15 protein-coding genes are annotated in these 13,030 nt (G+C 48.7%); 11 read left to right on the forward strand and 4 right to left on the reverse strand.

Translation table 11 applies throughout. The annotated features are described in order from the left end of the window. Positions 1–173: 173 nt before the first annotated feature. Positions 174–569 (reverse strand): cytochrome c5 family protein, encoded by a 396-nt coding sequence (locus ABYT30_RS08635; protein WP_373096029.1) that lies wholly within the window; start codon positions 567–569, stop codon positions 174–176. Between the two features lie 17 nt (positions 570–586). Then, positions 587–1,111, reverse strand: coding sequence for a MarR family winged helix-turn-helix transcriptional regulator (locus tag ABYT30_RS08640; RefSeq protein ID WP_373096031.1), 525 nt, complete (start codon positions 1,109–1,111; stop codon positions 587–589). Positions 1,112–1,362: 251 nt separating this feature from the next. Between ABYT30_RS08640 and ectA the strand changes: the two genes are divergently transcribed. The 8 genes from ectA to ABYT30_RS08680 all read left to right on the forward strand — a co-directional run bounded on the left by ectA (position 1,363) and on the right by ABYT30_RS08680 (position 8,914). Then, on the forward strand, positions 1,363–1,884 hold the full coding sequence (ectA, locus tag ABYT30_RS08645) for a diaminobutyrate acetyltransferase (RefSeq protein ID WP_373082094.1): 522 nt from the start codon (positions 1,363–1,365) through the stop codon (positions 1,882–1,884). Positions 1,885–1,949: 65 nt separating this feature from the next. Then, positions 1,950–3,224 carry a diaminobutyrate--2-oxoglutarate transaminase gene (gene ectB, locus ABYT30_RS08650; protein WP_373096033.1) on the forward strand — a complete coding sequence of 425 codons (1,275 nt, stop codon included), beginning with the start codon at positions 1,950–1,952 and terminating at the stop codon, positions 3,222–3,224. A 117-nt stretch (positions 3,225–3,341) separates the two neighbouring features. After that, positions 3,342–3,740 (forward strand): ectoine synthase, encoded by a 399-nt coding sequence (locus ABYT30_RS08655; RefSeq protein WP_373082091.1) that lies wholly within the window; start codon positions 3,342–3,344, stop codon positions 3,738–3,740. Positions 3,741–3,787: 47 nt separating this feature from the next. After that, on the forward strand, positions 3,788–5,224 hold the full coding sequence (locus ABYT30_RS08660) for an aspartate kinase (RefSeq protein WP_373082089.1): 1,437 nt from the start codon (positions 3,788–3,790) through the stop codon (positions 5,222–5,224). Then, positions 5,212–6,126 carry a hypothetical protein gene (locus ABYT30_RS08665; RefSeq protein ID WP_373096035.1) on the forward strand — a complete coding sequence of 305 codons (915 nt, stop codon included), beginning with the start codon at positions 5,212–5,214 and terminating at the stop codon, positions 6,124–6,126. The genes ABYT30_RS08660 and ABYT30_RS08665 overlap by 13 nt, the downstream gene beginning before the upstream one ends. A 48-nt stretch (positions 6,127–6,174) precedes the next feature. Next, positions 6,175–7,602 carry a sodium/proline symporter gene (locus tag ABYT30_RS08670; protein WP_373096037.1) on the forward strand — a complete coding sequence of 476 codons (1,428 nt, stop codon included), beginning with the start codon at positions 6,175–6,177 and terminating at the stop codon, positions 7,600–7,602. A 360-nt stretch (positions 7,603–7,962) separates the two neighbouring features. Next, positions 7,963–8,340 carry a DUF3465 domain-containing protein gene (locus ABYT30_RS08675; RefSeq protein ID WP_373096039.1) on the forward strand — a complete coding sequence of 126 codons (378 nt, stop codon included), beginning with the start codon at positions 7,963–7,965 and terminating at the stop codon, positions 8,338–8,340. A 100-nt stretch (positions 8,341–8,440) separates the two neighbouring features. Beyond that, positions 8,441–8,914 carry a DUF3465 domain-containing protein gene (locus ABYT30_RS08680; RefSeq protein ID WP_373096041.1) on the forward strand — a complete coding sequence of 158 codons (474 nt, stop codon included), beginning with the start codon at positions 8,441–8,443 and terminating at the stop codon, positions 8,912–8,914. On the opposite strand, the gene ABYT30_RS08685 is transcribed toward ABYT30_RS08680, so the two are convergent. Further along, positions 8,915–9,691: a TSUP family transporter gene (locus tag ABYT30_RS08685; protein ID WP_373096043.1), complete on the reverse strand. Its 777-nt coding sequence runs from the start codon at positions 9,689–9,691 to the stop codon at positions 8,915–8,917. A 205-nt stretch (positions 9,692–9,896) separates the two neighbouring features. On the opposite strand from ABYT30_RS08685, the gene hflK reads away from it, so the two are divergent. From hflK to ABYT30_RS08700, 3 genes are read left to right on the forward strand one after another with little or no spacing between them, the layout of a single operon-like run. Then, positions 9,897–10,979, forward strand: a complete 1,083-nt coding sequence (hflK, locus tag ABYT30_RS08690) for an FtsH protease activity modulator HflK (protein ID WP_373082079.1) — start codon at positions 9,897–9,899, stop codon at positions 10,977–10,979. Further along, positions 10,976–11,950 (forward strand): protease modulator HflC, encoded by a 975-nt coding sequence (gene hflC / locus ABYT30_RS08695; RefSeq protein ID WP_373082078.1) that lies wholly within the window; start codon positions 10,976–10,978, stop codon positions 11,948–11,950. The genes hflK and hflC overlap by 4 nt, the downstream gene beginning before the upstream one ends. A 25-nt stretch (positions 11,951–11,975) precedes the next feature. Continuing rightward, entirely contained in the window at positions 11,976–12,098 is a 123-nt protein-coding gene (locus tag ABYT30_RS08700; RefSeq protein ID WP_373082076.1) for a hypothetical protein, read from the forward strand. Positions 12,099–12,248: 150 nt separating this feature from the next. On the opposite strand, the gene ABYT30_RS08705 is transcribed toward ABYT30_RS08700, so the two are convergent. Then, the coding region (locus tag ABYT30_RS08705) for an acyltransferase (protein ID WP_373096045.1) at positions 12,249–13,030 on the reverse strand (782 nt) is incomplete at its 5' end.

Genomic DNA, 13,030 nt, shown 5'->3' on the forward strand with positions numbered 1-13,030 from the left:
ATCGGCGAAGGGTAGGCGCTTGTGGCCACCGTCATAGCGTACGGGCTCACCGAGTAGACAGGCACTAATACCAATACGAATACGCTGAGAATGTGACATGGCGTTGCTAATCCTTATATTGAAGCTTTGGTACGGTTAAGCATAGCTGATGGATCAGCGGCGCTGGCTCGGAATTATTCCGCTTGTCCTGACAGAAATAAAATTAAAGCTCTAAAGTCGTCGTCACTGCAATTCATGCACATGCCCTTGGCGGGCATACTGTTTATGCCGTTCTTGGTATTGGCCAATAAGGTATCTAAACCTTTTTGCAGTCTAGGTGCCCACTGCTCGGTATTGCCGCTGCGCGGGGCGCCAGCTGCGCCTGAGCTATGGCAGCCATAGCAACTTTGAATATAGAGCGATTTCAGCGAGGGGTCATTGGGCATGCGTTTGGTGCTGGAGGTCGCCTGCGTAACTGCTGTGTCGTTTGCTCCGGCCACGCCTTGGTTTGACTCATCCTGGCTACACCCACTTAAGGTGGAAAGTGCCGCCAATAAGCTCAGTATTAAATGAATTTTGCTGTTGCGCATAAATATGTCTCTATAAATCAGGCGTTGCTATCGTCAAAGCCAAAGCGTTGGGCATGGGCTTCATCTTCGCTTAAGCGGTCTATCGCCCCTACATCTAAAACGGGTGCGGCATCAATGTGTTGAGCGTCCATCATATAGGCTACACGCTGCAAAGAGCTGATAATTTGTGTTTGCTCCCATTCTTGGAGGTCGCTGAACTGCCGAATAAAATAATCTTGCAACGGCATTGGTGCGTTGCGAATAAGCTCATTGCCCGCTTTGGTAAGACTGGCAAATACTTTGCGCTTGTCCTGGTTGGAGCGTTCGCGAATAACGAGGCCACGTTTTTCGAGCCTATCCATAATACTGGTAACGGTGGCTTGGCTCAGACTTACTTGGCTGGCGACGTCACTGATAATGGCGTCACCCTGATCACGCAGGATTTGCAGGATGAGCATTTGTGGTGCAGTGAGGCCTGCGGTCTTCATTAAATGCTTAGAGTGCAAATCAATTGCCCGTGTTACCCGGCGCAGTGATATTAATACTTGGTTAATACGATTCATTTTCGAGGCCCGGAGATTGGCTTAGCGGCCCAATGGTAGCGGCTTGTAGAGTTTTTTGCACCAGCTAAACCCCCTGTTTGTCAATAGTCTGCCTTGAAATAGTTGGCTAAAGACGCGTATAATGCTTCGTATTCTAAGTAAATGAACAGGAGATTGGGTTCATTAATTTAGCGAACATCTGCAGAATTTATGGCGGAATTGCTCCGCTATTGTGCACATTTTCGTTGAATTAGTATGAACACTAAAAGATTGTGTTGAAATCAAATAGCGCGACGCACGCCACGGCTGCCACGCTTCGTTTTCGCCAGCCAACGGCGGAAGATGGTTACGCCCTAAACCAATTAGTGGCGGCCAGCCCACCACTAGACACCAATTCCGTATATTGCAATCTGCTGCATTGCACCCACTTTGCCGAAACCGCAGTTGCCGCTGAAGAAGACGGCAAATTAGTGGGCTTTATCTCCGCGCATATTATTCCCGCTAAGCCGGACACTGTTTTTGTGTGGCAGGTCGTGGTGGATGCGAGTCAGCGCGGCAAAGGCTTGGCCAAGAAAATGCTCAAAGAAGTCATTAAGCGCCCGGCCTGCGCAGAAGTGAAATATATGGAAACGACTATAACCCCCGATAACGAGGCGTCTTGGGCTTTGTTTCGCAGTTTTGCTAGAGATCTGAATACTGAATTAAATCATAGCCTCTGGTTTGAAAAAGAGGCGCATTTTGGCGGCCACCACGACAGCGAAGCGCTGCTGTGTATCGGCCCCTTCGCTCAGTAAGCTTGAGCCAATATTTTTTTACTCAGTATTCATCCGCTCAGTAAAAGACACTAAGAGGACTAAACATGACTATTTTTGACAGACTTGAATCCGAAGTACAATCCTACGCCCGCTCATTTCCAGTTACCTTTGATAAGGCCCAGGGCGAGCACCTCTATTCTACCGACGGTAAGCAGTATATCGATTTCCTCGCCGGTGCCGGCACCTTGAACTACGGCCATAATAATCCCGTGCTTAAGCAAGCGCTGGTTGACTACATTATGCGCGATGGTATTACCCATGGTTTGGATATGCACACCAAAGCCAAGGGCGATTTTCTCCAGGCGTTTAATGAGCACATTCTCGCGCCACGGGACATGACCTATACCTTCCAGTTTACCGGCCCGACAGGCACTAACGCAGTAGAAGCCGCGCTGAAGCTGGCGCGTAAAGTTACTGGTCGTACTAATATCGTATCATTTACTAATGGTTTTCACGGTGTCACCTTGGGCGCGGTAGCGGCCACGGGCAACAGCCATCACCGCGGTGGTGCTGGTGTAGGCCTAGGCGATGTGATTCGCATGCCTTACTGCGGCTATTATGGTCGTGACGCCGACAGTCTGAAGATGATGGACAAGCTGCTTTCTGACCCCTCTTCTGGTGTTGACCTGCCTGCGGCGATGATTGTCGAGCCGATACAGGGCGAGGGTGGCCTTAATGTGGCTAATAACAAATGGTTGCGCGGTCTTGAAAAGCTGTGTCGCAAGCATGAGATTTTGTTGATCATTGACGATATTCAGGCAGGCTGTGGCCGTACCGGTACCTTCTTTAGTTTTGAAGAAAGCGGTATTAAGCCTGACATTATAACGCTGTCCAAATCCTTGAGTGGCTATGGCTTGCCCTTTGCGATTGTCTTGATTCGTCCAGATTTAGATATCTGGGAGCCTGGTGAGCATAACGGTACCTTCCGTGGTAACAACCACGCCTTTATAACGGCGGCAGCGGCGATTAATCATTACTGGAAAGACGGTAAATTCGCCGCTGAAGTCGTTGAAAAATCGGCCATTGTCAGTGAGCGTTTCAAGCAGATCTCTGAGAAATATGGCGTTACTCAAATGTTACCCAAAGGTCGTGGCATGATGCAGGGTCTGGCTTGTCGTGACGGTGATATTGCGAGTGAAATAGGTCGCGCCTGTTTTGAGCGTGGCCTGGTTATTGAAACCTGTGGCAGCCTTGATGAAGTGGTTAAAGTCTTTTGCCCACTGACCATCGAAAAAGCGGAATTGATTCGTGGCCTAGATATCCTGGCCGACAGTATTGCCGAAGTATTGGGAAAATCTGTTAACAAAAAAGCCTCTTAAGCGGCTGCGATTGCGCTTCTTCTGCAAATAATGATTTGCGGAAGTGGCGTGCTTTATCCAGCAATTGAGCTTAGGAAATTAGTCTTGAAGCCAACATTGAGATAACAGGAACAAACCATGATTGTAAGAACATTGGAAGAATGTGAAAACTCTGAGCGTCGCGTTGACGGTGGTAACTGGAGCAGCGTAAGAATGCTGTTGAAAGACGACAATATGGGTTTTTCATTTCACATCACAACTATTTTCGCGAATACCGAAACGCCAATTCATTACCAGAATCATCTTGAATCAGTGTATTGCATGTCAGGTAATGGCGAAGTCGAGACCGTGAGCGACGGCAAAATCCACAAGATTGAAGCTGGCACTTTATACATTCTCGATAAGCACGATAAGCATTTATTGCGCGGCGGCACTGAAGACATGAAAATGGCCTGCGTATTTAATCCACCGCTAAGTGGCAAGGAAGTTCACGATGAAAATGGGGTCTACCCATTGGCGGCTGAGGCAGTGACCTGAGCTATTGAATTTTAAAAAAATATTTTTTTAATTCAGGGAGAGTAGCAGTGGGACACAGTGTAGAAAAAATTGGCGGCACCTCAATGACCAATTACGAGGCGGTGCGCGATAATATTATTTTAGCGGGTGGTGAAAGCGGCAATATTTACCAGCGCATTTTTGTGGTTTCGGCTTACGGCGGTGTTACCGATTTATTGCTGGAAAACAAACGGAATAGTCACCCAGGGGTATACGCCCTGTTTGCCGACGATGGCGCCGAGACATTGTGGCGCGACGCCTTAAGTGAGGTTGGTAATGCCTTAAAAGAGATTAATGCTGGCTTGTTTCCAGACGAGGAACAACTAGATGCCGCCAATAAATTTATTGAAGAGCGGCTCTTTGAGGCGGAACGCTGCATGGATAATTTGCACCGACTCTGCCAACACGGCCATTTTGGTTTAGAAGATCACCTGCTTACGGTGCGGGAAATGCTAGCCAGTATTGGCGAGGCGCACAGCGCCTGGAACACCGCTACCCTCCTAAAGCGCGACGGCATCAATACTTGTTATATCGATTTGTCAGGTTGGCGCGCCGAAGAAGCCCTGCCCCTCGATCAGCATATCAGTGAGGCCTTGGCGGGCATCGATCTAGAGACGACCTTACCGATTGTGACCGGCTATGCTCACTGCCAAGAAGGCCTAATGGCGAGCTTCGACCGCGGCTATAGCGAAATGACCTTCAGCCGAATGGCTGTTATTAGTGGCGCCCGAGAAGCGGTTATCCATAAAGAATATCACCTGAGTAGTGCTGATCCGCGTTTGGTTGGCGCTGAAAAAGTCGTGCCGATTGGTCGCACCAATTACGATGTTGCGGACCAGCTTGCCAATTTAGGTATGGAGGCTATTCACCCTCGCGCCGCCAAAGGTTTGCGCCAGCAAAAAATTGCTTTACGCGTAAAAAATACTTTTGAGCCGGATCATTCGGGCACACTTATTGATTGCGATTACCGCAGTGAAAAGCCCTGCGTCGAAATTATTGCCGGACGTAAGCAAGTGTATGCATTGGAAGTCTTCGACCAAGATATGGTCGGTGCTCTTTGGCAGTATGAGCAGAAGATTTTGGGTGCCATCGAGCGCTATAAAGGCACGGTGATTACCAAGGACATTAATGCCAACACCATCACTAATTATCTGGGCGTTAATTTAAAAACGGTTAAGCGCATTGTTAGTGCGGTAAAGGAATTGTTCCCCAGCGCGGAAATTAGTACCCGTAAGGTCGCTATTATTTCTGCTATCGGCAGCGATATGCAGGTGCCGGGTATGTTGGCAAAAACCGTGGTTGCACTGGCATCCGCTAACATCAGTGTGTTGGCGATGCACCAGTCAATGCGTCAGGTTGACATGCAGTTTGTGGTAAATGAAGACGATTACGAGAAAGGCGTCGCCAGTCTGCACCGCTGTTTAGTCGAAGTGCACGACCACGGTGAAGCTATATGCGCAGCATAATACAGGGGTTAATCCTCTGTTGGGGGCTATTGCCCTTGTTTGCTAGCGCTGCACAAAGTGCTGAGCCAAAGCTTAACGAGACCCAGCCAAGTGCGGCGCAAGTCGATGCCAGTATCGCCAATTTAGATAAGCCGCTCTACTCGCCCTTCATTGAGCGTTATATGCTCGATGAAGTGCGTAATTTGCGTATCGACATGGAGCGCGCTCACCGTGAGTTGGCCGCTGAGGTCGTTGATCGGGAATTAGGCGCGGCGGATAAAGCCGTATCTTACGCAACCAATACGGTAACTTACTTTTTCTACCTTATCGCTGGGGTGAGCTCGGCCTTGGTGTTAATGGGGTGGAACTCGGTGCGTGACATTAAAGAAAAAGTGCATAGCGTCGCGAATGAACAAGTCGCCGAATTGGTCGAAGAATACGAGAAGCGGCTGCGCGCAATTGAAAAGCAATTAAAGCAAGAAACTGCGCATATAGAATCTAACCGAGAAGAAATAACCCTTACTCAAGAAATCCACTCGCTGTGGCTACGCGCCAGCCAAGAATCGAGCCCGGCGGGCAAAATCGCAATATACGATCAAATTTTGGCTGTGCGGGCTGATGACATCGAAGCGATAACCTATAAGGCGGATGCCGCACTCGACCAAAACGAACCCCAGTGGGCAATTAACCTTTGTCAGCAGGCTTTATTGTTAGACGAAACCAATGCCCATGCTTTCTACCAGTTGGCTTGTGCGCACACGTGTCAGGGTAATCTTGACGACGCTGCGCGCTACTTTACCCACGCGGTGGCGCAATCAGAATCCTATCGAGAAGAATTGTACCGAGATCCTGCGCTAGCGGAATTGCGGGAGCACCCACTGCTTATCGAATTGCTCGTGCCGACAGTGGAGCACCCTTCATAGCCTCATTTGTATTAAACGCCTGTAAACCAGAATAGATTGGATCTTAATATGGTAACTGCTTGGAGCTTCGCGGCCTTTTTAACTGCCTTTGTGTTAATTGGCTTGTCGTCATTGTTTTTAAACAAACATCACAGCAGTGACTATTATTTGGCCAGTAACTCTGTGCAGCCTTGGCTGGTAGGCCTGTCGGCAGTCGCGACCAATAACAGTGGCTATATGTTCATTGGCGTTATTGGCTACACCTACACGGTGGGTTTGTCAGCATTTTGGGTTATGGCGGGTTGGATCGCTGGTGATTTTATTGCTTCGCATATGGTGCACCGTCAGCTGCGGGCAAAGACCGAGAGCAGTGGTCAACTCAGCTATATTGGTGTGCTTAGTAATTGGACTGGCGCAAACATGGCGCGGTACCAAAAGCTCGCCGCTCTTGTCTCACTGGTATTACTACTTGCCTACGCTGCCGCGCAATTGCTGGCTGGTGGCAAAGCGCTACAAGCCTTGTTCGATTGGCCGCGTTGGGCGGGCGCTGTTGTGGGCTCGGTATTGGTGGCAGCTTACTGCCTAGCCGGTGGCATCCGCGCTTCCATCTGGACCGACGCTGCACAATCCGTGGTAATGATTACCGCCATGGGAGTGTTGCTCTGGGTCGCTGTTGCGGCTTTGGGTGGTCCAGTGGCAACGGTTGATGCGCTCTACCAAATTCCCAATTACATGAATTGGTTTCCGGAAGACCTCGCCTTTCCTGGCGCAGCTGGGGCAATACTCTTTGCCTTAGGTTGGCTGTTCGCCGGTTTCTCTGTGGCGGGTCAGCCCCATGTGATGGTGCGTTTCATGACGTTGGCAAATACCGATGACATGACACGAGCACGAGTTTGGTACTACCTGTGGTTCATTGCCTTTTATTTGATGGCAACGGCAGTTGGTTTGCTATCGCGTATTTATCTGCCTGAAATCGGTAATTTCGATGCAGAATTGGCGCTGCCAACCATGGCGCAGCAATTATTGTCGCCCGTTATGGTTGGGCTCATCTTGGCGGGAATATTTGCAGCGACTTTATCGACGGCAGATTCGCTAATACTTAGTGCATCAGCCGCACTTACTCACGACCTGTCTCCGAAAAGTATTGAGCGTCCCCTGCTGATCAAATTGGCGACATTTGCTGTGACCTTGTTTGCCTTGGGGTGGGCATTGATTAGCGCGCAAACGGTATTTGGCATGGTTGTTATGGCCTGGTCCGGTCTTGCGAGTGCTTTCGTCCCAGTGTTAGCTGTGCTGATTAGTGGGCGTCGGCCTAATGAGAGCACTCTCATTGCGATGAGTGCCGTCGGTATTCTCACCGCGCTATTATGGCGATACTTTGATTTGCACAATATGGTCTATGAAGGTCTGCCGGGCATTGTTGCCGGGGTTGCTGTTTATCCTATTGCCCAATACTTGGGCCGCGCCGCAAAACCAGAAGAAAATATGGCGAGCTAAATACGGCCTTCATAATAGGGCACTGGTTTTTTTGTTGTGGGGTGAGGTGTTCGCCTTGCCCTGCTTATCGATTGATATGACTCCAATACGCTGTCGTACTGCGCGCGTTTATTCTTGTAGGCGATATCCTCGTATTCCACAGGTCAATTTCTCACGTAATACCTAAGAAAAGTGATGTAAATACCCCAGTGGGAAAGGCTTATTAGATCGTTTATTGCTTTAGATCAATAGATTGTCGAATTGCGAAGGTTCCGTGAATATTTTCAAATATATCTGCTTAACTTAAGTTTAAAGGCTCACTAACGTCGTTTTAGCTTTGGGAATAGCATGAACATACGGGTTCTATTTTTAGGGATTTTAATGATTGCCTCGATTGCGACGACACAATCTATGGCACAAACTCTGCTCGCCACTGGGCATGAGGGGCAGCGCGTTACCGAGTTGTATAAGCATAAAGTACAAAATGTGATAGTGGCTGGTACCGGTACAGTCATTGAAATTTTAGAAGGCGAGCCGCAGCAGTGCTTTATTGTAAGGCTGGCCAATAATCAGGTATTACAAATATCCCACGACACTAATCGCGCCCCACGTATCGCGACCTTGCAAGAGGGCGATATTGTTGAGTTTCGGGGCGTGTATGAATGGACCCCAGCAGGAGGCAAGATAAGCCAAACCTATTCTGTTAATAGTGAAATGGATAGTGGCTGGTTAAAACACCGAGGCGAAATCTTTCAATAGCAAACCCCGTGGTGGGCGCCACTTTTAGATCATTGCCAATTTAACAATGCGCTACTATTCTGAAATATTGGCTTTCTAGTGAATAGGGCATTGTGTTGCAATGAAGAAAATAGGCGTTTTACTGATTGTCGCTATTGGTGCCTCGTACAGTTGGTACGTAAACAATTCAGCCGACGGCTTGTGGCAAGCTAGTGATCGCACTAATACTTCCTCGCGTGAATCTGTCGAACTTGTTGCTAACGCAGATCAAATACTTGGCAATGCGTATAAAAATAAGCGCAGCGATATTCAAATTCATGGCCGCGGGACAGTTGAAAAAGTCCTGCCAGATGACACAAAGGGCAGTCGCCACCAAAAATTCATTATCCGTCTCAGCACTGGGCAAACACTCTTAGTGGCTCATAATATTGATCTTGCTCCCCGTATCATGGGGCTGCAGCGAGGTGATGATATTACTTTTTACGGTGAGTACGAGTGGAGCGAGCGTGGCGGCGTCGTGCACTGGACCCACCGCGACCCCGCTGGCCGCCATGCCCATGGCTGGCTAGAGCATAAAGGTCGGCGCTATCAGTAATCACGAGTTTAATGCCTGCCAAAGCCCAAGGCCGCTTATCATCAACAATGTGCAGCCTAGAACCCTGAAAAACATTGGTGTTTCGGCGCTGAGCATGCGTTTATGAAAGCGTAGGCCAATAAGATGGCCCAGCCAGGCACAGGGCAGTAGCCATATATGGTGAATGAGTTGCAAATCGATTCCTGCGTAAATAAACGCGGCTAATTTAATGCCCCCCAAAATAAACCACAGCGCAAATAAGGTATCACGCAATTGTTCGCGGGCAACGTGCTGGGCGGCGACTGCGATAATCAGCGGCGCACCAATCAGCGAGGTTCCGCTGATATAGGCACCGACAATAAGGAAGACGGCGTCGATAAATTTACTATTGCTTTTAAAGGGTTTGTTCGCGATATATGAGATTGCGTAAACGGACACGATCGAAAAAATAATAATACTAAGCGTGGCTGCAGGTAAGGTGATTAAACCAAATACGCCCAAAAGCTTAGGCACAATCATAATGCCCAGCATATAGCGTAAATACGGCCAATTCACAGTGCTTGCGTGTTCGCGGCCAATAGCCTGGCTGCGGCGATTATTTAAGATCAAGGTGATAGAGGAGAATATCAACAGTTGAACCGAGATTATCGGTAAAAACACGAGTGCTTGATTATGAACTAGAAGGAGAAACGGCAGGCTGAGTACTGCCCCGCCAAAACCCAGTCCAGAACGTACAAAACCGCTCCATATAAAAATAATACCGATCAGCAGGTACTGATAGAGAGCGAGGTCGGCCATGGAAATCCTGTCTAGTGCGGAAGGTAAGCGTAAGCGGGAACAGCGATGTAGATTGTAATGGCCTGTGGGCAAAAATCCTAGCTGACAGGCGCTCCCTAAGACGGACTTATATTGGCCTTTTGCGCATAAGCAGGCACGCAGCTTGCAATCTAAGCGCGCTACCCCCATTAATAGATATGCTGAACTCTAATTAAAGGCTGATTCAATGTCTGCTCAGAACAATAACGGCGCCAAAGACCCCTGGGGCTCTGGTCAACAGTCGCCCCCAGATTTAGATGCGATTATTAACAAGGGCATAAAAAATTTGAAAGACAAATTTTCGGGGGGTGGCGGCGGTAAAGGCGGAGGCGCCGCTGGTTTTGGTCGCGCCCTGCCAATGATTTTATTGTTTGCTGTCGGTCTTAGCCTGTGGTCAGCGTATTACACCGTACCCAGCGATTCAGTCGCGGTAGTGCAGCGTTTTGGTATGTACCTAAAGGAAGTTCCACCGGGTTTACACTTTAAGCTGCCGCTGGGAATCGATAAATCGACGGTTGTGCCAGTAAAGCGCCAGCTAAAACAGGAGTTTGGTTTCTCTACGCCAGGTGCGAGAGATGTTTACCAAGGTAGCCGTGATGGCAACTTAGAAACTCAGATGGTAACTGGCGATCTAAATGCCGCGCTCGTTGAGTGGGTGGTGCAGTATCGGATCTCAGACCCCGTAAAATTCTTATTCGCGGTGCGCGAACCAGCAGAAACCCTGCGCTACGTGTCAGAATCGGTAATGCGAGAGGTGGTCGGCGACCGCACCGTTGACGAGGTCATCACCATTGGCCGCCAAGAAATTGAAATAGAAGCCCTTTTGAAAATGCAGGAGTTATCAAGCAAGTACGAGATGGGCATTAATATTGATCAAGTTCAACTCAAGAACATCAATCCGCCACGGCCGGTTCAAGAATCCTTTAATGAGGTGAACCAAGCCCAGCAGGAAAAAGAGAAGCTCATTAACGAAGCGCGTCGTGAATACAATAAAGTTATTCCGCTGGCGGAAGGCGAAAAAGATCAGCGTATTCGCGAGGCAGATGGCTATCGCCTAAAACGCATCAACGAAGCCGAAGGTGATGTTGCCCGCTTTAATGCCCTGTTTACCGAATACCGCAAAGCCCCCGAAGTAACTCGGCGGCGTATTTACATCGAAACTATGCAGGAGATTATGCCTAATATTCAAAACAAGATTTTGGTCGATGACGATATGAGCGGCTTGCTTCCGCTATTAAACATTGGCGAACAAAAAGGCGGCAAAAAATGAAAAATACTAAATCTATTGCAGCCATGGTAATTGTATTCGGCGGTTTATTTGTCTTGCTGAGCTCGGCGTACACCGTGGATGAAGTCGAGCAGGTCATTATCACTCAGTTTGGTAAGCCGGTTGGTGAACCGGTGACGGAGGCGGGCCTGAAATTTAAGGTGCCCTTTATTCAAGAAGTAAACCCCATCGACAAGCGGGTTTTGGAATGGGACGGCACGCCTTCGGATATGCCTACCAAAGACAAACTGTATATCTCCGTTGATCTGTTTGCGCGCTGGCGCATAGTTGACCCGCTGCAATACTTTTTGCGGCTGCGCGATGAACGCAGTGCCCAGTCGCGTTTAGACGATATTCTTGGCAGCGAAACTCGCAACGCTGTGGCCAAACACGAATTAATTGAAATTATTAGGACCACGAAAGACCGTATTCCTTTGCGCGATGCGGCGCTGGCTTCGTCCTCCCAAGGCTTAAATATGGGCGCATTAGTGCCGATTGAAAAAGGTCGGCAATTGGTGGAACAAGAGATATTTACAGAAGCCGCAGAGAAGGTTGGTGTATTTGGTATTGAATTGTTAGATATTCGTTTTAAACGCATTAACTACAATGCCAGTGTGCGCCCCAAAATCTATGACCGCATGATCAGTGAGCGACGCCAGATTGCCGAACGCTTTTTGTCAGAGGGCAATGGTGAAGCGGCGCGGATCCGAGGTAACCGAGTTCGGGAGTTGAACAAGATTCAATCTGAAGCTTATCGCGAAGTAGAAGAAATTCGCGGTCTAGCCGATGCTAAAGCTACCGAAATTTATGCAAGCGCCTATAATCAAAGCGCACAGTCGGTAGAGTTTTATGAATTTACTCGAACTATGGCGGCTTACTCATCACTTGTTGATAAGCAGACGACCTTGGTGCTGTCGACCGACAGTGATCTGTTCAAGTTCCTAAAAGGTATGACCCCGCGACCGGGGAAGTAACACCACCGCGTAAAGGAGCATTACTATGAGTAAAGAGCAAAAGAGTAATAAGGAAACCAAAAAGAAGCCGGCTTTGTCGCAAAAAGAAAAGCGCCAAGCTAAAAAATCGAAGGTTGGCTCACGGCCGGACCCTTTCGCTAAGCTTTGATTCTGTAGGGCGGTGGCGCGAGAGCGCCCCGCATTAAGTCCCCTCGCACCACCTTGCTCTTAATGTCGACTTTCCCAGAGGCTTGCCCTCGTTTTTCGGTCTGATCACCGATCATGACTTGGCCCGAGATTTCAGTGGGGAGTAGTCTAGCTAAGCAGTGTTTGCGTTGCTGCTATTAAAATCCCGGTGAAGATTCGTAATCAAGCGGTCTTTGTCCGCCCATAACTCTGAAACCCACTGCTGAAACTCCTTTCGAAACTGTTCATCGCTTAAGTAGTCGCGACTTAAAAAGCGCGGAGCAATGGTTTGCTTTTCTATACGCACCACCACCTTGTTCACTCTGCCAGACAGAAAATGCCAAAAGCTGCGATCGTCGCCGGGGTAGTAAATGGTGAGATTCAGCATGGTGTGCAGTTGCTCGCCCATTGCGCCCAACACAAAGCCGGCACCACCGGCCTTGGGTTTTAATAAGTGCTGGTAAGGTGACTGCTGAGCTTGATGTTTTGCTGGAGTAAAACGCGTGCCCTCCAAAAAGTTAAATACCGTTACTGGTGTGTATTTAAATTTCTCGCAGGCTTTACGGGTGGTTGCTAAATCCTTGCCTTTTAGGCTGGGGTTCTTGGCAATTTCTGCCGCTGAGTAACGCTTCATAAAGGGGAAGTCTAAGGCCCACCAAGCTATGCCGATCACTGGCACCCAAATTAGCTGTTGTTTAAGAAAAAACTTGAGCATGGGTATTTTGCGAAACAGGACTTTTTGCGCCACTAAAATGTCGGCCCAAGACTGGTGGTTACAGGTGACAAAATACCAGTCATTCAGGCTTAAGTCCTCTGCGCCCTCGATATCCCAATGGATGTCGTTGACAACGTAGAGCAAGACATTATTAAAGCCCACCCATAAATTGGCGATTTCGATTGAAATTACGGTACACC

Origin of the sequence: Zhongshania sp., assembly GCF_041623545.1 — a bacterium.
Lineage (GTDB): Bacteria > Pseudomonadota > Gammaproteobacteria > Pseudomonadales > Spongiibacteraceae > Spongiibacter.